The sequence below is a fragment of the Streptomyces sp. NPDC048636 genome, assembly GCF_040650655.1.
In the GTDB taxonomy this organism is placed as follows: Bacteria; Actinomycetota; Actinomycetes; order Streptomycetales; family Streptomycetaceae; genus Streptomyces.
Map to the genome: position 1 here is coordinate 318,656 of NZ_JBEZHR010000005.1, position 22,743 is coordinate 341,398.

At 69.1% G+C, this 22,743-nt stretch carries 28 protein-coding genes and 1 pseudogene; 16 read left to right on the forward strand and 13 right to left on the reverse strand.

Features of this window, described 5'->3' with window-relative positions; genetic code table 11:
* From AB0C66_RS16775 to AB0C66_RS16790, 4 genes are all read right to left on the reverse strand, one after another.
* Positions 1-507: a DUF6286 domain-containing protein gene (locus AB0C66_RS16775; RefSeq protein WP_362438201.1), complete on the reverse strand. Its 507-nt coding sequence runs from the start codon at positions 505-507 to the stop codon at positions 1-3.
* Positions 508-727: 220 nt separating this feature from the next.
* Positions 728-1,144 (reverse strand): Asp23/Gls24 family envelope stress response protein, encoded by a 417-nt coding sequence (locus tag AB0C66_RS16780; protein WP_362438204.1) that lies wholly within the window; start codon positions 1,142-1,144, stop codon positions 728-730.
* Complete coding sequence (locus AB0C66_RS16785; protein WP_362438207.1) at positions 1,141-1,401, reverse strand: hypothetical protein; 261 nt, start codon at positions 1,399-1,401, stop codon at positions 1,141-1,143. Before AB0C66_RS16785 ends, AB0C66_RS16780 begins: the two co-directional genes overlap by 4 nt.
* Positions 1,402-1,435: 34 nt before the next feature.
* Positions 1,436-1,918, reverse strand: coding sequence for an Asp23/Gls24 family envelope stress response protein (locus tag AB0C66_RS16790; protein ID WP_362438210.1), 483 nt, complete (start codon positions 1,916-1,918; stop codon positions 1,436-1,438).
* Between the two features lie 370 nt (positions 1,919-2,288).
* Between AB0C66_RS16790 and AB0C66_RS16795 the strand changes: the two genes are divergently transcribed.
* The 3 genes from AB0C66_RS16795 to AB0C66_RS16805 are packed head-to-tail and all read left to right on the forward strand — an operon-like array spanning position 2,289 to position 3,837.
* Complete coding sequence (locus AB0C66_RS16795) at positions 2,289-2,825, forward strand: sigma-70 family RNA polymerase sigma factor (protein ID WP_362438813.1); 537 nt, start codon at positions 2,289-2,291, stop codon at positions 2,823-2,825.
* Positions 2,816-3,481, forward strand: coding sequence for a hypothetical protein (locus AB0C66_RS16800; protein ID WP_362438213.1), 666 nt, complete (start codon positions 2,816-2,818; stop codon positions 3,479-3,481). The genes AB0C66_RS16795 and AB0C66_RS16800 overlap by 10 nt, the downstream gene beginning before the upstream one ends.
* Positions 3,478-3,837 (forward strand): hypothetical protein, encoded by a 360-nt coding sequence (locus tag AB0C66_RS16805; RefSeq protein WP_362438216.1) that lies wholly within the window; start codon positions 3,478-3,480, stop codon positions 3,835-3,837. The genes AB0C66_RS16800 and AB0C66_RS16805 overlap by 4 nt, the downstream gene beginning before the upstream one ends.
* An 85-nt stretch (positions 3,838-3,922) precedes the next feature.
* On the opposite strand, the gene AB0C66_RS16810 is transcribed toward AB0C66_RS16805, so the two are convergent.
* Together AB0C66_RS16810 and AB0C66_RS16815 are read right to left on the reverse strand one after the other, a co-directional pair.
* Complete coding sequence (locus AB0C66_RS16810) at positions 3,923-4,861, reverse strand: SRPBCC family protein (protein WP_362438219.1); 939 nt, start codon at positions 4,859-4,861, stop codon at positions 3,923-3,925.
* A gap of 6 nt (positions 4,862-4,867) precedes the next feature.
* A complete protein-coding gene (locus AB0C66_RS16815; protein ID WP_362438222.1) occupies positions 4,868-5,245 on the reverse strand; it encodes a hypothetical protein in 378 nt (125 codons plus the stop codon).
* Between the two features lie 534 nt (positions 5,246-5,779).
* Between AB0C66_RS16815 and AB0C66_RS16820 the strand changes: the two genes are divergently transcribed.
* The 4 genes from AB0C66_RS16820 (at position 5,780) to AB0C66_RS16835 (ending at position 8,485) form a co-directional block, all read left to right on the forward strand.
* Complete coding sequence (locus AB0C66_RS16820) at positions 5,780-6,064, forward strand: hypothetical protein (RefSeq protein WP_362438225.1); 285 nt, start codon at positions 5,780-5,782, stop codon at positions 6,062-6,064.
* Positions 6,065-6,411: 347 nt separating this feature from the next.
* On the forward strand, positions 6,412-6,975 hold the full coding sequence (locus AB0C66_RS16825) for a DUF5994 family protein (RefSeq protein WP_362438228.1): 564 nt from the start codon (positions 6,412-6,414) through the stop codon (positions 6,973-6,975).
* Between the two features lie 253 nt (positions 6,976-7,228).
* On the forward strand, positions 7,229-7,489 hold the full coding sequence (locus tag AB0C66_RS16830) for a hypothetical protein (RefSeq protein WP_362438816.1): 261 nt from the start codon (positions 7,229-7,231) through the stop codon (positions 7,487-7,489).
* 201 nt (positions 7,490-7,690) lie between these two features.
* Complete coding sequence (locus tag AB0C66_RS16835; RefSeq protein WP_362438231.1) at positions 7,691-8,485, forward strand: hypothetical protein; 795 nt, start codon at positions 7,691-7,693, stop codon at positions 8,483-8,485.
* Between the two features lie 44 nt (positions 8,486-8,529).
* On the opposite strand, the pseudogene AB0C66_RS16840 reads toward AB0C66_RS16835, so the two are convergent.
* Positions 8,530-9,205: pseudogene (locus AB0C66_RS16840) on the reverse strand (aminoglycoside phosphotransferase family protein).
* A 192-nt stretch (positions 9,206-9,397) separates the two neighbouring features.
* Between AB0C66_RS16840 and AB0C66_RS16845 the strand changes: the two are divergent.
* The 3 genes from AB0C66_RS16845 to AB0C66_RS16855 all read left to right on the forward strand — a co-directional run bounded on the left by AB0C66_RS16845 (position 9,398) and on the right by AB0C66_RS16855 (position 11,916).
* Complete coding sequence (locus AB0C66_RS16845) at positions 9,398-9,751, forward strand: DUF485 domain-containing protein (protein ID WP_362438234.1); 354 nt, start codon at positions 9,398-9,400, stop codon at positions 9,749-9,751.
* Positions 9,748-11,373 (forward strand): cation acetate symporter, encoded by a 1,626-nt coding sequence (locus tag AB0C66_RS16850; RefSeq protein WP_362435404.1) that lies wholly within the window; start codon positions 9,748-9,750, stop codon positions 11,371-11,373. Before AB0C66_RS16845 ends, AB0C66_RS16850 begins: the two co-directional genes overlap by 4 nt.
* Positions 11,374-11,532: 159 nt before the next feature.
* A complete protein-coding gene (locus AB0C66_RS16855) occupies positions 11,533-11,916 on the forward strand; it encodes a helix-turn-helix domain-containing protein (protein ID WP_362438237.1) in 384 nt (127 codons plus the stop codon).
* Positions 11,917-12,045: 129 nt separating this feature from the next.
* Here AB0C66_RS16855 and AB0C66_RS16860 read toward each other — a convergent pair whose 3' ends face one another.
* On the reverse strand, positions 12,046-13,191 hold the full coding sequence (locus AB0C66_RS16860; protein ID WP_362438239.1) for a right-handed parallel beta-helix repeat-containing protein: 1,146 nt from the start codon (positions 13,189-13,191) through the stop codon (positions 12,046-12,048).
* 393 nt (positions 13,192-13,584) lie between these two features.
* Between AB0C66_RS16860 and AB0C66_RS16865 the strand changes: the two genes are divergently transcribed.
* Positions 13,585-14,025, forward strand: coding sequence for a GNAT family N-acetyltransferase (locus tag AB0C66_RS16865; RefSeq protein ID WP_362438242.1), 441 nt, complete (start codon positions 13,585-13,587; stop codon positions 14,023-14,025).
* Between the two features lie 9 nt (positions 14,026-14,034).
* Here the strand turns inward: AB0C66_RS16865 and AB0C66_RS16870 are convergent, their stop codons facing one another.
* Positions 14,035-15,462: a carboxylesterase family protein gene (locus AB0C66_RS16870; protein ID WP_362438245.1), complete on the reverse strand. Its 1,428-nt coding sequence runs from the start codon at positions 15,460-15,462 to the stop codon at positions 14,035-14,037.
* Between the two features lie 235 nt (positions 15,463-15,697).
* On the opposite strand from AB0C66_RS16870, the gene AB0C66_RS16875 reads away from it, so the two are divergent.
* Positions 15,698-16,543, forward strand: a complete 846-nt coding sequence (locus AB0C66_RS16875) for an alpha/beta hydrolase (protein WP_362438248.1) — start codon at positions 15,698-15,700, stop codon at positions 16,541-16,543.
* Between the two features lie 177 nt (positions 16,544-16,720).
* Here AB0C66_RS16875 and AB0C66_RS16880 read toward each other — a convergent pair whose 3' ends face one another.
* The gene (locus AB0C66_RS16880) at positions 16,721-17,212 is read right to left on the reverse strand and encodes a cupin domain-containing protein (protein WP_362438251.1); all 492 of its coding nucleotides are present in this window, start codon (positions 17,210-17,212) and stop codon (positions 16,721-16,723) included.
* 30 nt (positions 17,213-17,242) lie between these two features.
* Complete coding sequence (locus tag AB0C66_RS16885) at positions 17,243-17,614, reverse strand: DUF4267 domain-containing protein (RefSeq protein WP_362438254.1); 372 nt, start codon at positions 17,612-17,614, stop codon at positions 17,243-17,245.
* 155 nt (positions 17,615-17,769) lie between these two features.
* On the opposite strand from AB0C66_RS16885, the gene AB0C66_RS16890 reads away from it, so the two are divergent.
* Positions 17,770-18,312 carry a class I SAM-dependent methyltransferase gene (locus tag AB0C66_RS16890; protein ID WP_362438257.1) on the forward strand — a complete coding sequence of 181 codons (543 nt, stop codon included), beginning with the start codon at positions 17,770-17,772 and terminating at the stop codon, positions 18,310-18,312.
* A 22-nt stretch (positions 18,313-18,334) separates the two neighbouring features.
* Here the strand turns inward: AB0C66_RS16890 and AB0C66_RS16895 are convergent, their stop codons facing one another.
* Positions 18,335-19,237 (reverse strand): LLM class F420-dependent oxidoreductase, encoded by a 903-nt coding sequence (locus AB0C66_RS16895; protein WP_362438260.1) that lies wholly within the window; start codon positions 19,235-19,237, stop codon positions 18,335-18,337.
* A gap of 167 nt (positions 19,238-19,404) precedes the next feature.
* Here AB0C66_RS16895 and AB0C66_RS16900 point away from each other — a divergent pair, with 167 nt between their 5' ends.
* On the forward strand, positions 19,405-20,019 hold the full coding sequence (locus AB0C66_RS16900; protein ID WP_362438263.1) for a dihydrofolate reductase family protein: 615 nt from the start codon (positions 19,405-19,407) through the stop codon (positions 20,017-20,019).
* Positions 20,020-20,113: 94 nt separating this feature from the next.
* Entirely contained in the window at positions 20,114-21,100 is a 987-nt protein-coding gene (locus AB0C66_RS16905) for an NAD-dependent epimerase/dehydratase family protein (protein ID WP_362438819.1), read from the forward strand.
* Positions 21,101-21,181: 81 nt separating this feature from the next.
* On the opposite strand, the gene AB0C66_RS16910 is transcribed toward AB0C66_RS16905, so the two are convergent.
* Positions 21,182-21,757 carry a TetR family transcriptional regulator gene (locus AB0C66_RS16910; RefSeq protein ID WP_362438266.1) on the reverse strand — a complete coding sequence of 192 codons (576 nt, stop codon included), beginning with the start codon at positions 21,755-21,757 and terminating at the stop codon, positions 21,182-21,184.
* Positions 21,758-21,850: 93 nt separating this feature from the next.
* Here AB0C66_RS16910 and AB0C66_RS16915 point away from each other — a divergent pair, with 93 nt between their 5' ends.
* On the forward strand, positions 21,851-22,681 hold the full coding sequence (locus AB0C66_RS16915; protein WP_362438268.1) for an oxidoreductase: 831 nt from the start codon (positions 21,851-21,853) through the stop codon (positions 22,679-22,681).
* Positions 22,682-22,743 lie beyond the last annotated feature (62 nt).

Here is a 22,743-nt window from a genome sequence, read left to right on the forward strand (position 1 = left end):
TCAGGTGGCGTTCCGGCGTATGCGGACCGCCAGCCGCGGCAGACGGGCCAGAGCGAGTTGCTCGTGCTCCGCGCGCCGGAGGGCGGCGGTGAGTTCATCCCTCACGTCGTCTGTTTCCCGGAAGCCCACATCGGCGCGAATGGTGACCCGGTGGCGGTGCACCCGGACCCGGGCGGCGCTGACCCCCGGAACACGGAGCGCGGTGTCCCGCAGGAGCAGCGCGGCGCCCTTGCGGTTGAGCGCGGCGCGCATCCGTCCATGGCCGTCGGCGGGTACCCGCAAGGGAAGTTGGGGGCGGAGACCCGGGGTGAGGGCCAGGATCACCAACCACAGGCCCAGGGCGGCCGCGACGGCGGCACCGCAGAGGATCCAGACATCGTCCACCGGCCGAGTGGCCAGTTGATCCGTCAGGCTCCGCCACCAGAGAGTGGCCTGGTGGCCGGTACGCTGCCACACGGCTTCCAGGAGCAGTGCGGCCGCCGCGAGAAGGATGAGCGTTGCTGCCACTCCGGCCGGGACCCGTCGCGCACCCCAGGGGCGGCGGGACGCTTCCGTCCGTGGCTGCTGAGGTGTCGGCGGATCGGACGGCATCTCATCGGACCGCGCGTGCCCGGACGGTGCCGCCGCCGTGTCCGGACGTCGTCGCGAATCATCGCCGCCGGGGTGCGGTGCGGCGTTCGGCGTGCGGGAAGTCATGGTCCTCCTGTCACGGACGTGTGCCGCCGGTTCACCGGACCCGTTCCCGTCGCGGGCTCACGTTGGGGACGAGTCGCCGGACGGACACACTGATGTCGTCGATGCGCATTCCGGTCAGATAGCCGACCCGGTCGGCGATATAGCTCCGGATCTCGCCGCAGGCACCGGCGATGTCGATGGGATAGGGCAGCCCCAGCGACACACCGAGGCGGGCCGCGCCGTTGTGCACGGTGGCCGTGGAGCGGGGAGTGCCGAGGCCGGGACGGGCCGGCGCTCCGCCCCGTTGTCGGCTCAGGGCTTCGCGCGCCGCCCGCGCCGTGATGCGGGCCACCACGGTGTCGGGGATCAGCGTCGCGCCGCGTCCCGCGGGCGCGGGGAGGGACAGTGGGTCCCCCTCCTCACCGCGGGGGGCGCCCGGGAAGGCGTGCGACGGGGACTTGCCGCTCACTGCACACGCCCCTGGTGCTCAGTGCGGGAGTGGGGCCCGGATGTGGTCCGGTGGCGCTCGAAGGTCTCCCCTCGGTGGCCGTCGCTCTCCCGGGTGCGGATGTAGTCGTGGATGTGTACATCGCCGCGCGCCAAGTGGCCGACGACCAGGCCCACCAGGCCCAGAAACGCCACCACGAGGAAAGCCCCGAAGCCGCCGAAGTAGGCGGCGAAACCCAGCGTCAGACCCGTCAGAAGGCCCGCCATGGTCGTGTTCATCGTTCAATCACCAGCCTCTTGAGCTGAGGGGAAGTCACTCCACCCGCTGCTCACTGTCGTCGGCCTCGTCCTCGTCCCCAAGGTCGACGTCGTCGACGGCGACGTTCACCTCGATGACGTCCAGACCGGTCATGCGTTCCACGGCGGCGATGACACTGGTGCGGACATCGGCGGCGACATCGGTGATGGGATATCCGTAGTCGACGACGACGTCGAGGTCGACTGCCGCCTCGTGCTCGCCCACCTCGACGTGGACGCCGCGGGTGATGCTCGGCTGTCCGCCGGGCATCCGTTCACGGACGCCTCCGATGGTCCGAGCCATTCCGGAGCCGAGGTTGTGAATGCCCGGGACCTCACGGGTCGCCATCCCGGCGATCTTCTCCGCGACTGTGTCCGCGATCGTGGTGTGCCCGCGGGTCTCCGGCGCGTTGAGGCTGGGCTTCGGACCGTGGTGTGCCGTTGTCTCTGCGGCAGGCCGACTCCTCTCGGTGGCCGGGCGGGGTGTCGTGTCCGTCATGACGTGCTCCCTTGTCGGGCTGTGCGGGGCACCGCATCAGTGCCCGTCACCACGTTGGACACGGAGCGACGTACATCCTCACGCCTTTCGCGGAACTCCTTTCGCGCGTTTTTCGCGCATCTCTTCGCTCCGCGGACCGGATCCCTCCTCACGTAGGCTTGTCAGTGGAATGCCTGGTCGGACCCCGTTGCCAGGCGCGGCGAGGACGGCGCGGTCAGGCGTTCCACGGAACGAATCGCGTGAGAAGCGGACCGTGAATGGGAAGCACGGACTGTCACCGTCCCGGTGTGAGGATGCGTCCCCGTCCGTCGGTGTGGAGCCGCGCCCGGCGGAGCGGGACGGCGTCGGCCCGGCGGACGATCTGTGGAACCTGGGCAACGGGCTGCTGGTCGCCCGGGCCTCCGAGGGTGACGAGGACGCTTTCGCCGTACTGGTGCACCGTCACAGCGAACCGCTGCTGGCACTGGCGTATCGCATGCTGGGGAACACCTCGGACGCCGAGGAGGCCGTGCAGGACGCGCTCATCAGCGCATGGCGGCGGCTTCCCGAGTTCCGTGGGGACGCCACGTTCCGTACGTGGATGTACCGCATCGTCACCAACAAGTGCCTGAACATCCTGCGTGGGCATGCCCCTCCCGTCTCCTTGGACACCGTTCCCGAGCCGACGGCCCACGACGGCGGCGGCGAACCAGCCCGGGCTGCCGAAAGCGAGGCCGCCACGGCAGCGCTTGGTCGAGCCCTTCGGGAGCTCCGGCCCGCTCAGCGTGCCTGCTGGGTCCTGCGGGAGCTGCACGGGCTGTCGTACGAGGAGATCGCGCGGGTGGTGGGTGAGAGTGAACCGACCGTACGCGGCAGGCTCTTTCGGGCACGGCGCACACTGGTGAAGGAGATGGCCTCATGGCGCTAGACGACCACCGGCGCGCTACGCCCGCGGGTCACGGGCCGGGTGACGCCCGAACGGACACCGACGCGGCGCGGCTCGTCGGAGACGAAGAGCTGCCCTGCGGGCGACTGATCAGTTACGTCTGGGAACAGGCACGGAGCAGCGCGGGGCCCGACCCCCACACCGCCGGTTGCGCGTCCTGCCGCCAGGCGGTCGAAGGGCTCACGGCCCTGGACGCGGCCGCCCGCCCCCTCCGAGAGGTGCGCCCGAGCGCTCGCACCGTCGCGGAGCGGGTCATGCGCGCGGTGCGGGCCGAAGCCCGGCTCGGTCGGCTGCTGCCCTTGGACGGTTCCGGGACGGAGCTGTGGATCGCCGAGACCGCGGCGGCGAGGGTGCTGCGGCGGGCCGCCGACCGCGTCGCGGGAGTGCGGGCGGCCAGCTGTCGTCTGATCCCTGACGAGGACAACACCGCGGTGGCCATCTCCATGACCCTCGCCATGACCCTCGACCGTCCCCTCCCCGGCCGGGCCACCGAGGTACGCCGGGCGGTCGGCCGCGCCGCCGAGGACGAACTGGGCACCGCTGTCAGCGGCATCGACCTGGCCGTCGTGTCCGTGCTGGAACCCTCGACGTCCACAGCTCCCGTCGAACTCCGGCCGCGGAACCGGAGCCGGCGATGACCTCGCTCGGCACCCCGGGCATCGAACGGGCCGCCGCCGAAGCGGCCTTGTCGGTGCCCGGGGTGGCCGGACTCCAGCCGAGCCTGCGGCACACTCTCGCCGTGGCGGGTGCCCGGGTCCGGCGGGCCGTGGGCTCCACCACCCCGTCGCCCGAAGCGGGCGTCCGCGCCGAGCGCCGTCCTCGGACCGGTGCCTGGACCGTCGAAGTCCGCTGCGTCGTCACAGGGGACCGGCGTGCGCTGGACACCGCGCGTGCCGTCCAGGAGCGCGTCGGATCGAGGGTCGGTTCACTCGTGCCGCGCTCCGGCACACCGGAACCCGTCACCGTCGTCGTCATCGTCACCCGCGTCGAGTGACTCCCGCTGACCGGCCGGGTTTCTCCCGGATCCACCGTGTGTCCGCGGCGACCGGGCGCGGCCCCTGGTGAGGAGGAGACGTCCGTCAACGACGCGAGCGCCGCCGTGGTTTCTCCTCTTCCTCCTCTTCCTCCTCTTCCTCTTCTTCGTCTTCTTCGTCTTCTTCCTCGTCCTCGGGTTCTTCTTCCTCTTCCTCGTCCTCGGCCTCCTCGTCCTCCCCTTCTTCCTCCTCTTCCTCGCCTTCGGGTTCTTCTTCCTCTTCCGCGACCTCGCCCTCGTGCACCGTGCCCCGCCAGCCCTCGATCTCGTCGGGTTCCAGCAGCACCTCGGCCATGAGGTGGCGGCGGAAGTGCTTGAGCTCAAGACGCGCGCGGCGGCCCTGGGCACGCCAGATGTTTCCGGTGCGCTCGAAGAAGCCCTGGGGGTAGTACTGGAGGACCAGCATGATCCGGGTGAGTTCCGGGGCTATCTCATGGAAGGTGACAGCGCCGTTCACATGGCCCTTCTCGGCGCGCGACTCCCAGATGATCCGCTTGTCCGGCACCTGCTCCAGGATGTCGGAGTGCCACTTGCGGTGTGACCAGAAGACCTGGGCCTTCCATTCCATCTCGGTCTCGGACTCCTGTGAAACGTCCTCGACCTTCTTCATGAAGCTGGGGAAGTCCTCGAACTGGGTCCACAGGTTGTAGGTGAGGGACACCGGGGCGCCGACATCGATCTCCTCGACGATGTTGGTGACCTTCAGCTTCTTGTCCTTGCCGCCACCGCCGCCAAGGCCCGGTATGACGTCCTTGGCCTTGTCCATGACCTTGTCCTTGGCCTTGCCCAATCCGGCCTTCATCAGGGGCTTCACCATGCCCCCGAGCCCGCCTCCGGAGTCGCCGCCCTCGCCCATGCTGCTCACCGATGACAGGGCCTTCTCGCCCAGTGCGGTGGCGAGACCCGTCGCTTCCTGCTTCAGGCGGTCGGTGGGCAACTGCTCGGCAAGCCCACCCTTGTCCTTGTCGTCCGATTTCTCAGCCATGCTCCATCACCCTCGGCTCCGTCCGGACCCTCCGGTCCCGGTCTCCTTCTCCCGCTCGGACGAGGACTCATCCGGTTCCTGACCATTCGGGCCGGCACGCAACGCCGATGCTCGCTGTCCCAGGACATCGCTCAGGGAGTTCATTCGGTTGCTTATCGTCGTCATGGCCGCCGAACGCCCCACGGTCATCAGCTCACTGCGGAGCTCCTGGCCGAGTTGGGCGAGCTCGGAGGAGTTCGCATGCCGCCCGCCGACCAGATCGTGGCCGGACAGGAGGCGGCTCCCCGCCGTCAGTCCCGCGAGGGTGACGGCCCACCGCATCTTGAGCCTGCGTCCGACGAGGTACCCACCGGTGAAGACCAGTGCGGCCTGAGTGCTCTTCATGCTCGCTCCTCCTCCCGCCGCAACGACGAGGCAGTAAGTCGGTTCATACAGGCAAGTATGGGGCATATAACTCGATCGGGACATGTGGCCAATTCTCTTGGCCATGACTGCGCCACGACCCGGCCGTATGCGCCAGAGGCGCATGAGGTGGTGCCGCGTCGATGCCCGCCGATCGCCTTCCGGAGAGTCAGCAGTGCGTCGCGCAGCGGGAGTTCGGGACGGGGCCCCATCCCGCTCCGGCGCCGAGGCTCGGCTTGAGGTCACAACGCGCCGACAGTCGCGGCCCCCTCGTGGGCGACCGGGAAGACGCCGATCGCATCGCGGCTGTGGAAGCCCCGACGTCTCTGTCGGCCAGCCGTCGGTGCGAGGAGTCGACATCCGTGCGCCACGGCGAAACGGCCGACGTTCCCACCATGGCCCGAAAGGGCTCACTCCGCGACCAGACCGACAACGGGGCCCGACCGCGTCGCTCGCCACCAAGGGGGAACTCGGAGGTGAGTCCCGAGGGGGGAATTCCGTTAAGGAGCCACCGTCATGATCAAGAAGCTTCACGACATGGGCCTGCGCAGCGAGCACGCCTACACCGCCGCCGTCGCCTCCATCGGACTCTCCATGCTGACCTGGGCAGCATCCCTGCGCGCCGAGCCCGGCGTCGGACTCGACCGGGCCGACCGCTGGGGCATCTACGTCGGCGAGTGGGCACCCACGTTCTTCGGCCTCGGCATCGCCCTGTCGCACTACGAGCAGGAAGAGGGCTCGCTGATGGGCAAGGCGCACACGAACGGAGAGCGGAAACGGCAGATGACGGGCACTGCTTAGCGGAGCCCGACGGCCACACCACAACCGAGTCCCTGCATACCGGTGAGGCAGGGCGGGTGTTTGCCGCATCGGCAGGGTCGGCTGCCCACAGTGAACGGATGCCCGGCGACGCCTACCGTGTGGCATCGTCCGGAGGCCGATCACAGACGACCGCCGTACCCTGGGACGGAGGTGCGGTGACACTGCCCGCCTCCTGAAAAATCGCTGATCACAGGAGGTTCAGCGGGCACTCGGAGTATGCTGGAGTCACCGGGAGTACTTCGCACACCGGCTTCCACGCGGGTGTCGTTCTCGGCGAGCGACAACACCGGGGACGTCGAAGACGCGCCCGGGGACAGGTCCGCGTCATGACCGTGACCAACGACCATACGACCAGCCACGAGCGCGTGCCCTCGCCACCGACCCGCCTGTCACTGACCCCGGCCAGCGCGGTTCCAGGTCTTCTTGACGGTGCGTGGTGGCCTCGCTCCCGGGACCTCCTCCGTGAACTGCCCGACCTGACGGACGCGCTGGACACGCGCTGGGGCCGGATCACTCGCGTCTCCGTGAACCCGACCCACTGGCCGGTGATCCCACGCAAGGTGCCCGCGACCGGTCACATGGTGCACGTGGGCTGGTTCACCGAGCAGGACCCGCACAAGCTGATCCTGCTCTCCTACACCGCGGGCCGCTGGGACCTGCTGGTGATCCCGCCGGAGACGAGTGCGGCAGCCGCCGCCCGGCTGATGGCCACCGCGGCGACCGTCGGCGGCCTTCTCACCGCCAGCGGTCTGATGGCGAGCGAGTCCACCGCCCATGACGCCCGGGAGGATGTCAGCCGGGAGGAGGAGTGGGAGACCGATGGCGGGCCCGCCTCTGTGGTGGCCGGAAGCCGACCGGACCAGACGCTGAGCGCCACCCAGGGGAGGTGAGGACGTGGAGACCGTCATCACCGTGACCGTGATCATTTCCATGATCATGCTCGGAATGCTGCTGATCCATCTGCTCAATGGTCGGCACAACGAGCGGATCGCAGCATTCCACTACAGCGATGCCCTGCCGGGAGTCGGACGACGGAGCCGGAAGAGCCGACAGCCGGCAAGCCCGCCGGATCACCCGTCGTCACCGGCTCACCCCGAACACCGGCACCGGGACCGGCCGCGGATGATCCATGCCCTCCGCGCCATGGAACCATCGCCACCACTCTCGGCGGGGCGCGCCGAGGTACGCATCGTCGCCGCGTCCCCCGAGGCCGCCCGTCAGGTCGCACAGGCACTCCGTCGTTGCTTCGCCAGTACCGAACAGCGCAGCTACCCCGCCGGCGCCGAAGGCGGAACCCGCCTTCACTTCTCCGTGGACACCACGCATGTGGCAAAGCCGGAGCGGTCCTGGCTGGCAGCGAGTCAGTCTTCCGGGCAAGACCGCACGCAGATGGACGAAGTCTGAGGCGTTGCCCCGCAAACGGGTGCGGGCGCTCGGCCGAAGCGAAGCCCATCGGGCCGCATGGTGCTGGAGTAATGCCTACTCAAGATTGCGGGGAGTCTGACGCATAGCGTGGTCACGTGGCAGCCGTCCTCGAGCCGAAGCCGAACGAGTCTCGTGGGCCATGCCATCCCCCACACCTGAACCAACTGAAGGTTGAGCACTATGCGTTTGCGGCCACTGGCCACCACGTCCGCCACACTTCTGATGACCGCCACACTCGCCCTCTCTCTGACGGCCTGTGACGGGGACTCGGACACGTCCTCCTCTCCGAAGACGTCGAGGACCGCCGCGGATGGTCACGCGCAGAGTGACCGTGAACGGTCGGCAGACAGTGCCGCCTCCGGATCCGAAGGCGGCAGCGGCTCCTCCGGCTCGTCCAGCGGTGGCACCACGGGCGGGAGCAGCACTGGCACCGGCGGTGGAACGGCCGACAACACCCAGCATGTTGCCCTGCCGCTTCCCGAGGGCGCCCGCCTGGACACGGTGTCCGGCCAGGACGACAGTTCGCTGCTGTTGCAGTACACGGTGAACGGATCGCTGAAGGACGCGGAGAGCACCCTCGCCGAGCGGTTCATGAAGAACGGCTACGAGGACAACGAGGGTGCGCTCACTCGTGGCCATCAGCGGCTGACGCTCGACACTGACGGCGGCACCCTGAACCTGATGGTCACCCTGCCCAAAGCAGAGGGCTATCTTCCTCTGCCGCCGCAGGGGCAGCTCAAGTCCGTCCAGAGCAAGGCCGATGACACATTGGTGTTCTCCTACGGCCGGGCCGCGGATGAGAACAGTTCCCTGTCGACACTGAAGACCTACATTCCCGAGCTTCAGGATGACGGTTGGAACGTACCGACCGACGGTGGCGCCCACTTCACCAAGGGACGGCAGGCCATCGACGCCGACATGCCCGATCAGAACACCCTCGAGTTGGCAGTGCACCTGCCCAGCTCGGTGGACTGACCTCCGGCTCAGCCATCGCGTGGCCGCGTCCGGGGCACGGCGCTCTACGAGTCTTCGATGAGCAACTCCGCCAGACGATCGGCGAAATCAGTGAGCCGGTCCCGACGTGGTCCGCTGCGGCCGATCCGGAAGCCATGACGACGGCCCCAGAATGCCGCCTGAACGGCATGGAACTGGGCCCATCGCCGGACGCGCCACGGACGCCTCCACCACTTGGCGCGACAGCGCATGTGTCAGTTCCTCGGCGTCCTTGCGCAGCTGCTCCTCCCAGCCACCGGCCTGCTCGCGCAGCCGCGGCGGACCGGGCGGCGCGGGGATGGCCAGTCGGCGGTTGAGCCCGCCAGCGACCGTCACCACCTCATCGCCGTCCGGCATCATCGCCAGGGTTGACGGCTGGACCCGCTCCAGCAGCATCGCGAACTGTTCATCGTCGCGCTCGTACAGCAGGACGGCGCCGCGGCCGGCCCACGCCACGAAGGCATCCGGCTCGTGGATGTTGCCCGGGTGCGGAAAAGACACTTTGAGAACAGCGGTTTCCTCGGCGCGCCGCACGGGGACGATGACGCCAACGCCCCCGCGCATGACGTCACCGTCCGGCACGCATCCCCAGCGGTCCAGCAGTTCCTCCACAATGCCGGGCAGCGCAGCGAGCCACTTCGCTCCGGACTCTCCCTCACGCTCGATGGTGCTCCGTCTGAACTCCTCCGGCGCGGCGATCATCCCGGCACCCTACGCGGCATGCTGGTCGTGCGGCTTCGGGGGAACTAGTCAAGACGTGTGTCTTGGTCATCAGGTGCACTTCAAGCGTCATTCTGTAGTTCTTTCCGCAGAGTCATCCTGTGCCGCTGCTGGTGTGGTGAGACGTCGACTTACGATCCGTGGTCTACGTTGAACCACTTTCCTGGAGAAATCGTGCATACCGCTCCGGCCGGGGATCGTTCTCGCGATCTGCGGCAGACTGACCCGTCCTATACCGAGGTGCAAGCGAGTGCGGAGTTCGGTGAACTGCGCGGTGCTCACCGCTCGTTCGCCTTTCCGCTCACCGTCGCGTTCATCAGCTGGTACCTGCTCTACGTACTGCTGTCGAACTACGCGGGCGGCTTCATGGGCACCAAGGTGGTGGGCAACATCAATGTGGCCCTGGTGTTCGGGCTCGCCCAGTTCCTGACCACCTTCCTGATCGCCTGGTGGTACTCCCGGCATGCCGCGGCCAAGCTCGATCCGCGCGCCGAGGCGATCAAGGCTCGTCTGGAGGGTGAGGCATGAGCGCTCCGACTTACCTTCTGGCCGCCGAGTCGGCTTCGGACAACCGGCCGTTGATCATCACGCTGTTCACGGTGTTCGTGCTGGCCACCCTCGCCATCACGGTGTGGGCGGGCCGCCAGACCAAGGACGCCAACGACTTCTACGCGGGTGGTCGTCAGTTCTCCGGTTTCCAGAACGGGCTCGCGATCTCCGGCGACTACATGTCCGCCGCGTCCTTCCTGGGCATCGCCGGGGCCATCGCCCTGGCCGGATACGACGGCTTCCTGTACTCGATCGGCTTCCTCGTGGCCTGGCTGGTGGCGTTGTTGCTGGTGGCCGAGCCCTTGCGCAACTCCGGCCGGTACACGATGGGTGATGTTCTGGCCTATCGGATGCGTCAGCGTCCGGTGCGTACTGCCGCGGGTGCTTCGACCATCGTGGTGTCGATCTTCTATCTGCTGGCGCAGATGGCGGGTGCGGGTGTGCTGGTCTCGCTGTTGTTGGGCATCACCAGTGAGGCGGGGAAGATCCTGATCGTCGTTCTGGTCGGTGTGGTGATGATCCTCTATGTCTCCATCGGCGGGATGAAGGGCACTACCTGGGTGCAGATGGTCAAGGCCGTGCTGCTGATCGCGGGCACCTTGCTGATCACCTTCCTGGTGCTGCTGAAGTTCCACTTCAACGTCTCCGATCTGCTGGGCGAGGCGGCGAAGAACAGTGGTCTGGGCAAGGAGTTCCTGGAGCCGGGGCAGAAGTACGGTCTGAACGCGACCAGCAAGCTGGACTTCATCTCCCTCGGTATCGCGCTGGTGCTGGGCACCGCCGGGCTGCCGCATATCCTGATCCGCTTCTACACGGTGCCCACGGCCAAGGCGGCGCGGAAGTCGGTGAACTGGGCGATCGGCATCATCGGCGGTTTCTATCTGATGACCATCGCGCTGGGTTTCGGTGCGGCCGCTCTGCTGAAGCGTGAGGACATCATCGCCTCGAACAAGGCGGGCAATACGGCGGCGCCGCTGCTGGCGGAGGAGATCGGTGGTGGGGCGGATTCGACCGGGGGCGCGATCCTGCTGGCGGTGATCTCCGCGGTGGCGTTCGCGACCATCCTCGCGGTGGTCGCCGGGCTCACCCTGGCCTCCTCGTCGTCCTTCGCCCATGACCTGTATGCCAATGTGATCCGTAAGGGGCAGGCGTCGCAGAAGGAGGAGATCTCGGCGGCCCGCTGGGCGACTGTGGGTATCGGCATCGTCGCCGTGGTCCTGGGGGTCTTCGCACGAGATCTGAACGTGGCGGGTCTGGTGGCGCTCGCCTTCGCCGTCGCCGCGTCGGCGAACCTTCCGACGATCCTCTACAGCCTGTTCTGGAAACGGTTCACCACCCAGGGCGCCCTGTGGTCGATCTACGGGGGTCTGGTCTCCTCGGTGTTCCTGGTGCTGTTCTCGCCGGTCGTCTCCGGCAAGGAGACCTCGATGTTCCCCGACGTCGACTTCCACTGGTTCCCGCTGGAGAACCCGGGTCTGATCTCGATCCCGCTGGGCTTCCTGCTCGGCTGGCTGGGCACCATGGTTTCCAAGGAGGAGCCGGACGTGAAGAAGTACGCGGAACTGGAGGTCCGCTCCCTCACCGGATACGGCGCCCACTGAGACACGACCGGGGTCCGCAGCGTTCTGGCGGTCTCTTGTGCCGGGGCCCGTTTCGACGGGCCCCGGCGGCGTGCTGCTGAGCGCTTGTGGTTACTCGAGAACCGTAGGAGAGTGACTGCTGACCTGGAAGAACGCACTCTTCGGTGACTGAGGAACCTGATGGTGACCAAACATCTGCTCACGGGCCTGCCCGAGGACGCTGACCTGAGACGCGCGGACTCTCTGGCACGGGAGATCTTCTCGGACGTCGCGAATAAGTGGGCACTCCTGATCATCGAGGCACTCGGCGAGCGCACCCTGCGCTTCACCGAGCTCCGCGAGGAGGTCGCCGGTATCAGCCACAAGATGCTGACCCAGAACCTGCGTATGCTCGAGCGCAACGGCCTGGTCGACCGGAAGGTGCACCCCACCGTGCCGCCGCGGGTCGAGTACACGCTCACCGAACCCGGCCGGGCCCTCCGTGCCGCCGTCGACGCCATATGCGGCTGGACCCAAAAGTACCTCGGTCACATCGAGGACGCGCGCCGTCACTTCGACGTCTGACAGACGGACGGCCTCACGCGCCCGCGTCGCGCGCTTCCGGCGGCCTTGACTCGATTGTGGGTCTGGCGACCCCGATCACGCGAGGAACGCCCCGCCCGCCCGGGACGGGGCGTCGTCGGCCATCCTCCTTCAGCCGGAGCATCCCGGGGGGATGACAGGGCTTCCCACGCAGTTGGTGGGAGTGTTCCCGGTGATGGACGTGGAGCGGAGGACGAGGTTGGCTTGCGTGTAGACGCCGCCGGGTGCGTTCGTGGCGGTGTTCCCGGTGATCTGGGTGTTCGTCAACGAGACGATGTTCTGGCTGCTGTTGCCGAAGACGCTGAGTCCGCCGCCACCTTGACTGCCCGCGTGGTTGCCCGTGACGCGCATGTTGGTGGCGTTCAGCCGCCCTCCTTCGATGTCCACGCCACCCCCGGCGGATCCTGCCGTGTTGTTGTCCACGGTGGTGTTGACGAGGGTCACAGGGTCGGTGAGAGCCGCGGCGATCCACAGACCTCCCCCGTTGGAGGTGGTCGCGGTGTTGCGCGAGATGGTGCTGTTGTTGAAGGTCGCCCTGCCCGCGACTTCCACCCCGCCGGCTTCGAAGCCCGCGGTGTTGTCACTGATCACAGCACTGTTGGCCGTGATGCTTCCAACGGAGCTGAACGACTGGTAGATGCCGCCTCCGAAGGAATCCGTGGCGGTGTTGTCCGTGACGGACGTGAAGTTGAGGGTGAGGGTGCCGGAGTTCAGGGCGATACCCCCTCCGCTGCTCGCAGCCGTGTTGTGCGTGACGGTGCTGTTGGTCAGGGCGGCGGTGCCGGCGACACCGATGCCGCCCCCGTTGTTGCCGGCTGTGTTGTCCTTGACGGTGATATTGCTGGTCAGCCGGAGATTGGCACCGGTGTCGACCAGGATCCCTCCGCCGTCGCCGGTGGTGTCGCCACCGGTAACAGTGAGCCCGTTGGTGAGGCTGAGGTTGCCGCCGGCGCCGACCTCGAAGATGCGGAACTGAGGTGCTGTCGCGTCACGTTTGATGGTGGCGCCGTTGCCGACGATGGTGATGGGTTTGGTGATGACGGGGAGTCCGTTGCCGCCGATCGTGGCGGTGAGCGTGTAGGTGCACCCCGAGGCGAGAACGAGGGTGTCTCCGGAGCCGGAGTTGGCAGTGGTGACGGCCGCGACCAGGGCGCTGGCGGAGCACGGCACCGAGGTGGCGGCATGGGCGGAGGGTGTGACAGTGCCTGCCGCCAGGGCGAGGCAAGCCGGTGCCAGGAATGCTCGTCTGAATCTCATGTGGTTCCTCTTTTCGAGTGCGCCGCACGGGGCCGTGGTGATGAGGGCTGACGGTCTCGCGACGGATGTTCCGGCATCGCCGTTCACGTCCCGGAGGTGAGCAGGCAGGGCTCGGTTCCTACGAGTGACACCAGTGACGCAGCCGAGCTGCTCGCGCGACAAGCCCTTTCACGGGGAGGTCACCCCAATGACGCAGTGCGTGGTGGCGCACTCGCCCCCTCTCGGAGAGGCCCGGCGCACATCCGGCGCGCATGCGCTGATGGCGTTGCTCCGCTCAGCGCGGATTTGTTGCCTCTGTCCGGACTCTGACAGCTGCCCGCGGCACCGAGGCAACGGCGGCCGTGGTGACCTCCGGATCAAGTGCGGAAGGTCGGGCGCGGTAGCGTGGCGACTATGGTGACCTGGAATATTCGGCCGGCGGCGGCATCGGACGTCGGGGCGGTGGCCGACCTACGCGCGACGGTGTTGCGAGCGGATCTGGAGCGGCTCGGACGCTACGACCAGGAGCGTGTGCGGCAGCGGCTGCGGGACGGGTTCGAACCGGCCCACACCTGGATCATCGAGGTCGGCGGCGCTCTCGTTGGCTGTGCGGCGCTGCGCCGGGCCGAGGACGCCTACTGGCTGGAGCACTTCTACCTCGCTTCACATCTCCAAAGCAGAGGCGTTGGCTCGGGCGTGTTGCGTGAACTGCTGGGGTGGTGTGACGGCAGCGGTGTCCCGGTGCGGTTGAACGTATTGCAGGGTAGTCCGGCGCGACGGCTATATGAACGTCACGGATTCACGCTCGAGAGCGAGGATCCGGTCGATGTGTTCATGGTGCGCCAGCCGACCTGAGGGCATGCGTTACGCGGACGCGGCGCGTTCCCAGATCTGCCGGGATGGTTCCAGGGGGTACGCGGTATCGGTGGGTGGGAGGTTCCAGAGCCTGGTCGTCGGCCGGTCGGGGGTGAAGCGGGGCCAGCCCGGGCTGCCGGTTGAGGCGAAACCTGTCCACGCGGTACGCAGCTGCCGGGACAGATCGGTGAAGCCGTCGGGTGGCGGTGAGCCCAGGAACCGGGCGGCGAAGCGGCTGGTGGCGTTGGCGAAGACGAACGGGACGTCGATGCCGTGGGCGGCGCCCAGAGTGGGGCCCTGCCAGGTGAAGTCGTACAGCCAGGTGCGGCCGCCTGCGCGCGCGTGGGCCCGGGCGACCCGGGTGGTGGGCATCCGCACGAGCGCGTCGGACAGCATCACCGTGATCAGAGCGGTGTCGGTGAGCTCAGGGTGGGTCCGGCGGTAGGCGACTGCTGCCTCCTTGCCCAGGCCGATCGCCTCGGCGACCAGCCCGACGTCGACTCCCGCGGCGGGGACCGGGCCCTGACCCCGGTACTCCTCGTGGGTGAAGCCGCAGACCAGGTCGACTTCGCGGCCCGCACCCGCTTCGAGGGCGGTCCACGGCTGCCCCGTCACCAGCTCGCTGTCGATGACGGGACCGAACGCCGTGAAGCCGTCGTCGCGACCGCGTAGCGGTGTGTCCTGGACCGTCAGGAGTGCCTCGGGCGGTAGAGCCGCCAGGGCGTCCCATGTCGCCGGGACGCCCGCGGCCCGCGCGATGGTCGCGGTGACCGCCCCGGCCTCGGCCTGGTCGCGTGCCCCTGCCGGGATGCTCTGGGCGATCGCACGCCGGAACAGGCCCCGCGCCGCGGGTGCGGCCATCAGCAGGACGGCGGACGCTGCTCCCGCGGACTGGCCGAAGACGGTCACCTTGTCGCTGTCGCCCCCGAAGGCGGCGATGTTGTCCCGCACCCATCGAAGGGCGGCGATCTGGTCGCGCAGCCCGCGGTTGTCCGGCACACCGGGCAGATGTCCGAAGCCCTCGAAGCCGACCCGGTAGTTCATGGTCACGACGACCACTCCGGAGTCGGCGAGTGCGGCGGGGTCGTAGTGGGGCATGCTCGCCGAGCCGTGTTTCCACAGCCCCCCGTAGATCCACACCATGACGGGGAGGCTGGCCGCACCGGGGTCGGGCGTCCACACGTTCACCGTCAGGCAGTCCAGGCCGTCACCGGGCTCCCATATGGCCGGGGCGCCTGGTGCCGGGGCCAGCTGTGGAGGCGCGGCCCCGAACGCGCGGGCGTCCCGGAGTCCGTCCCACGCCGGGGGCGGTACGGGGGGCCGGAACCGCAACCGGCCCTCGGGCGCCGCGGCGAACGGGATCCCCTGGAAGCACGCGCCCCCAGCGCGTCCGGTCCCTCGGACACTCCCGGAGGACGTCACCACCACCGGATGCATGCGGGCCTCCTCGAGCAGAGCGGCTTCTCCGGCCACGACGGGCCCAGGGCGATCCTACGGTCGGCGACGCGGCCACTGCCGGACGAGGAGGGGTCCGTGGCGCTCCGCGGTCCGGTGCGCGCGGCGGTGCGGATGCCCGCATACACAAGTAATTGCCGTGTGTTGGAGACTCCGGGGACATATGGTTGCCGCCGCGTGTCCGATGAGGTGAGTGAAGGGGCGAGGCGGCGTGGGGATGGAAGAGCGGACTCGTTGGACCGGATCGGGGGTCAGGCTGCGTCGTATTTCGCAGTGCGAGGGCCGGTGGAACTGGCTGTTCGTCCCGGGCGGCCCTGGGCTGGGGTCGGAGTCCGTGCTGGGATTGGCTCGGGCGGCCGAGGTCCCGGGCGCGGTGTGGCTGGTCGACCTTCCGGGAGACGGTTCCAACCGTGGTGTGCCGCAGGTACCCGCTCGTCCCTACGAGCGGTGGCCGGATGCGCTGGCCGAGGCGGCCGACGCACTGGACGACGTGGTCATGGTCGGCCATTCCACCGGGGGGATGTTCCTGTTGTCCGTTCCCGGACTGGGAGAGCGGCTTGCCGGTATGGCCCTGGTCAGCAGTGCGCCCCACGCCGGATGGCGCGAGGCGTTCGGCCAGTGGTCCGAGGCCCATCCGATCCCGGGTATGGCGGAAGCGGTCGACGCCTACGGACGGGACCCGGGCGACGAGACCCTGGGCGCGCTCGCCCTCACCGCGGCCGAGTGGAACTTCACCCCCGAGGGCCTGGCCGCAGGCCGCGCCCTGCTGGAAGACCTTCCCTACTGCCATGACGCGGTGGCCTGGGCGGACGCCCACTTCGACGAGACCTACCGAGCCCGCTGGAAACCGCACGACACCGGGCTTGCGACACTCATCCTCAGCGGTGCCGAGGATCACGTGGTCGACCAGGACCTCTGGCAGGACGACCCCGCCTTCGACCAGCCGCATGTGTTGCGACGCACGATCGAGCGGGCCGGGCATTTCCCGTGGATCGAGAATCCACAAGCGGTCCGTACCGCGTTCGCGGACCTGACCTCGCAGCTGGACAGCACCAGCACCTGATGGCCATCCGCGGGCCGAGCCCGGACCAGATGGTCCGGGCTGATACTTGGCGTTCCGGTCGGCCCTCGAGTCCTTGAGCTGGGCCGGTTGTGCGTCACGGTTCGGGCGGGTGATCAGCACGGTGGCGGTGTCGTTCCGACGCGTGCCGGGGAGGCTCTGCGCGGGGGAGGCCGCCCGTCAGCGCCGCTTGTCCCAGGCAGCGCTGGTCAGAAAGTGGTTGTCGTAGCGCTCCTGCACCTCGAGGAGCGATTCTCGGCTCAACTCACCGAGCGCGACGCGCTGGAGGTGCCGGAAGTATGCGAAGCGCTCGACACCGGGTGTGATGACGATGAGCAGGTCGGCGTCCGAGCCGGGGACGGCGGCGAAGGCGTGGGGCATCCGTGGCGGTACCACGACCAGGTCGCCCTTGCCGGCCGTGATCACCTCGTCGCCCGCGAGGAACTCGGCCGCGCCGTCGAGCACATAGAACATTTCGGCGCTCTTCTCGTGGTGGTGTGGAGTCGCCCCGTTCGCACCGTCGCCGAGGGTCACGCGCTGCGTGGACAGTGCGCCGCCGGTGGCATTGCTGTCGGCGAGCAGCCGCACGGTCGTGGGTGCGCGGCCGACCACCTCGGCGTCCGCGGAGCGGACGAGCACGGACGAGTCGAACTCCGGGATGATGAGCGACATATGAGGGCTCCCTCGCTTCTTGAGACGGTGTCAGACGGCGAACAGCAGACCGGCGCTGATGAGGACCGTGACGGCGGTGGCGAAGTGGATGCCGAACGCGATCGCCTTCGTGCCTCCGTGGCGCAGCACTATCAGTGTGTCCCCGAGAGGCGCCAGCGCCACGAGGAGCATGAACCACGCCTCGGCGCGGGCGCCGGCGAACGCCAGCAGTGCCAGGCCCATGAGGCCGAAGGTGAGGTCCCGCAGCCCCTTGATGGTGAGGTACGCGGAGTCGCCGCCGCTCGGCGCCGCGGGCACGCCGTAGCCGGTGGCCGCCGCGACCGGCTGGAGCAGGAAGCGCGCTCCGATGACGACGACGAGCAGGTCGAGGACGACGGCGAGGGTGTACGCGGTGACGGTCATGACGGCTCTCCTTGAGCTCACTCGATTGCTAGCAGTGCTAGCGACAGGAGTGAAGCTATCAGAGCATGGACAGAAGTTCTAGCGTTGATAGAAAGCCGTGCATCGCGATCCAACAGGATCGTCGCCCGCACCCGCGCGTGTGACACTCTGGCCGCATGAGGTGGAACGGTGACGAGTACCAGTCGCGGTTTGACCGCATCGCCGCCGAAGGAGGGGACATTCACGGTGAAGCCGCGCTGGTCCGCTCCTTCGGGCCCATCACGGTCCTCGACGCGGGGTGTGGCACCGGCCGGGTGGCCATCGAGCTGGCCCGTCATGGGATAGACGTGGCGGGCGTGGACACCGATGAGTCGATGCTCGCCACCGCCCGGCGGCTGGCCCCGGAGATCAGCTGGTACCACCAGGATCTGATCGACCTCGACCTGGGGTTGTCCTTCGATGTCGTGGTGCTTGCGGGCAATGTCCCCCTGTTCACCCCGCCGGGAACGGAACCGGCGCTGGTGGCCGGGGCGGCGGCCCATGTGCGTCCGTCCGGCCGTCTCGTCGCGGGTTTCGCCCTGGATCGCGGTTACTCGCTGGACGCCTACGACGCGCATTGCCGTGCGGCGGGACTCACCCTTGAGGCCAGGTACGCGACCTGGTCCCGTGACCCTTATACCGACGGGACGTATGCCGTTTCCGTGCATGGCAAGCCCTGAATGCCCACCGGCGGGCCGACGTTCAGGACTGTCCGGGCCGGCCCGGCGGCCCGCACTGCTCCTCCGGGCGAATCCAGGTCCGGGCGAGCTCCGCGACCCAGGTGGCCGCCGCGTCGGGCGCGGGCGGGGGAGCGCCGACGACGACCAGTTCGGTGACGCCCGCCGCGGCGAGTGCGGGGAGGTGCTCCGGGGCGCCGTCGCTCAGCGCCACGGCGACCGTGAGCTCGTCGAAAGCGCGACCGTGGCGGGCGCACTCGTCGGCGAGAACGGCGATATGGGCCGGAACGTCGGCAGCCGGGACGTTGAAGCCGTACCAGCCGTCGGCGAGCCTGACCGCCCGGCGCAGGGCGGCGGCGCTGTTGCCGCCCACCACAACCGGGAGCCGGCCGCCGCGCAGCGGCTTCGGGTTGACCCGGATCGCGTCGAAGCGGGTGAACTCCCCTGTGAAGGAGGCCGGGTCCTCGGCCCAGAGGGTGCGCATCGCGGCAAGGTACTCCTCGGTGCGCCGCCCGCGCCCGGCGAAGGGGACTCCGAGCGCTGCGAATTCCTCGGTCGACCAGCCCACCCCGACCCCGAGGCTGAACCGCCCGGCGGAGAGCACATCGAGTGTGGCGGCCTGTTTGGCGACCAGGACCGGGTTGTGCTCCGGCAGCAGGAGTACGCCGGTGGCGAGCTCGATCCGGCTGGTGACCGCCGCCGCGAAGGTCAGGGCGAGCAGCGGGTCCAGCCAGTCCGCATCCGCGGGCACGGCGATCCGGCCGTCCGCGGAGTAGGGGTAGCGAGAGACGGGCGTGTCCACAAGGACCACGTGCTCGCCGCACCAGAGCCTGGCGAAGCCGTGCGCCTCCGCGGCCGTGGCCACCGCACGGATCACCTCGGGACGGGCACCGTCACCGATACCGAGCGCGTGGAATCCCACTCGCATGCTCCACCTCCGGGCGTCACCCTAAGCGCGAACCGCGGATGTGCTGGGGTGACGTGGCGCGGCGCGCACGGGCGTGGCGCGCCACGTCGTCCGGACGAGCGAGCCCACCCGCCCCGAGCTGCCGATGTCACCGATGATTTCGGGTGGCGGATCCGGTCTGCCCTTGCATGACCCGAATCATCGCTGACATCTCGGTCTCTCTGGACGGTTTCGTCACCGGGCCCGCGCCCGGCCCCGACAGTGGTCTGGGCACCGGCGGGGAGGCCCTGCACACCTGGGCGTTCTCCGACGACCCTGAGGATCGGCGGATCCTGCGGGAGGCGACCGCCCGCTCGGGCGCCGTCGTTCTCGGCCGTCGGCTCTTCGATGTGGTCGACGGCCCGAACGGCTGGGACGACACCCGTGGCTACGGCGCCGATGAGGTCGGCAAGCCTGCGTTCGTCGTCGTGACGAGCTCGCCGCCGGAGTCGGTGCGGCTCACCGACCTCGACTGGACGTTCGTCACCACCGGTCTGCGTGACGCCGTCGCCGCCGCGCGCGAGCGTGCCGTGGCCGCGTCGCAGGACAGCGGCAGGGACCTCGATGTCGTCCTCATGGGGGGTGGCGCCACGGTCGGTTCGGCGCTCGACGCCGGGCTGGTCGATGTACTGAGCCTGCACCTCGCGCCGGTCGTGCTGGGCGCCGGGACGCCGCTGTTCACCGGCGGAACGCCGCGTACGCTGGTGCGGCGGAGTGTGATCCCCACATCGACGGCGACGCACCTGACCTACGAACTCCTGTGACCCCATGCTGTAGTGGGGCAGATGCGCACTCTGCCCACGGCAGAAGCCTCTTGGCGTGATCGGGCCGCGCTGATTGAGTTCCGATATGGAACGCATGGAGATCCTTGTCCTTGGCGGTACGGCCTGGCTGGGGCGTGAAGTGTCCCGGCAGGCCCTCGACCGCGGCCACCGCGTGACGTGCCTGGCTCGTGGCGACAGCGGGCCCGTGGCGGAAGGCGCGCGGCTGGTGGCCGCGGATCGGCGCGACCCCGACGCGTACGCGTCCCTGCTCGGCCGGGAATGGGACGCTGTGCTCGAGGTGTCCTGGCAGCCAGGCTTCGTGCGGAGAGCCGTCGCGGCCCTGGGTGCGCGGGCACGTCACTGGACCTACGTCTCCTCGGTCAGCGCATACGCCTCCCACGGCGAGCCCGGCGCGGACGAGTCCGCCGCCCTGCTGCCCGCCACGGACCTCGAAGAGGTCGACCGTGACCTGTACGGCGAGGCCAAGTCCGCCTGCGAAGCGCTCACCGAGACGGCCCTGGCCGACCGCCTCCTGATCGCACGCGCCGGACTCATCGGCGGGCCCGGTGACCACACCGACCGCTCCGGCTACTGGGTCGCCCGCGCCGCCCGTGCCCCCCAGGCGCCGCTGCTCGTCCCCGACACCCCGAAAGCCCCGACGCAGGCCATCGATGTGCGCGACCTGGCGGCCTGGCTCCTCGACGCCGCGGCACACCGAACCACAGGCACATTCAACGCGGTTGGCCCGGCTGTGCCCTTCGCCGAGTGGATCGAGCTGTCCCGCGGCATCGGCGGACACACCGGACCGGTCGTCACCGTGGCGTCCCAGCAGCTCCTCGCCCACGGAGTGGCCGAGTTCATGGGCCCCGACTCACTGCCCCTGTGGGTGGTCGAACCAGGGTGGGAGGGCTGGTCGGCGCGCGACGGATCCGCCGCCACCGCCGCGGGGCTGCGCCACCGCTCCCGCACCGACCTCCTCGCCGACACACTGCGCTGGGAACGCGAGCAGGGGCTGCACCGGCCACGCCGCGCGGGGCTCGCCCCGGACCGGGAGCGTGAACTCCTGGCGTCCCTCGGATGAGAACCCGTCCGGCTCGGTGGCCGGACGACGCCGGGCGCCGCTGATCGGGCTGCGGCGCAGGCGGGGGAGGGGTACCGGGCTTCAGCGGTCTGCCGGGCGGCCTTCGGTGGTCAGGCCCGCCGTGAAGAGGGTCAGCCAGCGGTTGCGGGCGGATGCGGGCTGGTCGGTGGGGGCGGTGGAGAACAGCAGGTAGATGTCGTCGACGGTGACGTCGGGGTGGATGTCCCCGTCCGCCTGGGCGGCGCGGATGAGGTCGGTCACGGCGCCGCTCGCCCGCTGCTCGGCGGCAGGGTTGCCCGGCTCGGCGCCGAGCGACTGGGCGGCGGCCTTGACGGCGCGGTCGGCCGCGGACGTCTCGACCACGCGGCCGAGGAAGCCGGTCAGCTCGTCCAGAGCACGGGCACCGTCGGCGACCCGCCCGAGCGCGGCCTCGGCGTCGTCGGTGACGCGTGCGACGAATTCGGCGACCACGGCCGCGACCAGGTCGGTCTTGGTGGGGAAGTGCCGGTACAGGGTTCCCACGGCCACGCCCGCGGCGGCGGCGATCTCGTCCATGCCGACGTCGGGACCATGCGTGGTGATCTGCTCACCGGCCGCGGTGAGGATCTTCCCGCGGTTTCGGATCGCGTCCGCGCGGGGTGCCCTGGCTGGGGTCATGAGGTCGGTGCCCTTCCGCTCCGCTTGCATAAATGTGAACCGTGGTTCAGGATAAATGATGAACCAGCGTTCATCTTACCTGTGAGGACCCTTATGCCCGCCAAGACCGCCCTCGTCACCGGCGCCTCCTCCGGCATCGGTCAGGCCACCGCCCTGAAGCTTCAGGGTCTCGGCTACACCGTCTACGGAGCCGCCCGCCGCACCGACCGTCTCCAGGAACTCGCCGGCCGCGGCATCCGCCCGCTGGCCATGGATGTCACCGACGACGACTCGATGCGCGCCGGTGTCGACCGCGTCATCAGCGAGACCGGGCGGCTGGACGTTCTGGTCAACAACGCGGGCTACGGCTCCTACGGCGCCATCGAAGACCTCCCCCTGGACGAGGCCCGCCACCAGTTCGACGTCAACGTCTTCGGCGCCCTCCGCCTGACCCAGATCGCCCTGCCCCATATGCGCGCCCGGCGCAGCGGAACCGTCGTCAACATCACCTCGATGGGAGGCAAGATCTACACACCGCTCGGCGGCTGGTACCACGGCACGAAGTTCGCCCTCGAAGCCCTCAGTGACTGCCTGCGCATCGAGACCAAGCCCTTCGGTATCGACGTCGTCATCATCGAACCCGGCGGCATCGCCACCGAATGGGGCGCCATCGCCGCCGAGAACCTGGAGAAGTCCTCCGCCTCGGGCGCCTACTCCGACCAGGCCGACGCCGTGGCCGCCGCCCTGCGCTCCGAGGCCATGGCGAAACGCCTCTCCCCGCCCACCGTCATCGCCGACGCCATCGGCAAGGCCGTCACGGCCCGCCGCCCCAAGACCCGCTACGCCACCGGCTTCAGCGCCCGCCCCCTCATGGCCCTGCGCCGCCTGCTGTCCGACCGCGCCTACGACGCCCTCATCTCCAGGTCGGTCGGTCTGCCACGCTGAACCACTCGGGGGCGGGGCCTGTTGCTCACGGTGGGCGAGGCTCGGACCGGCTCGGGAACCGT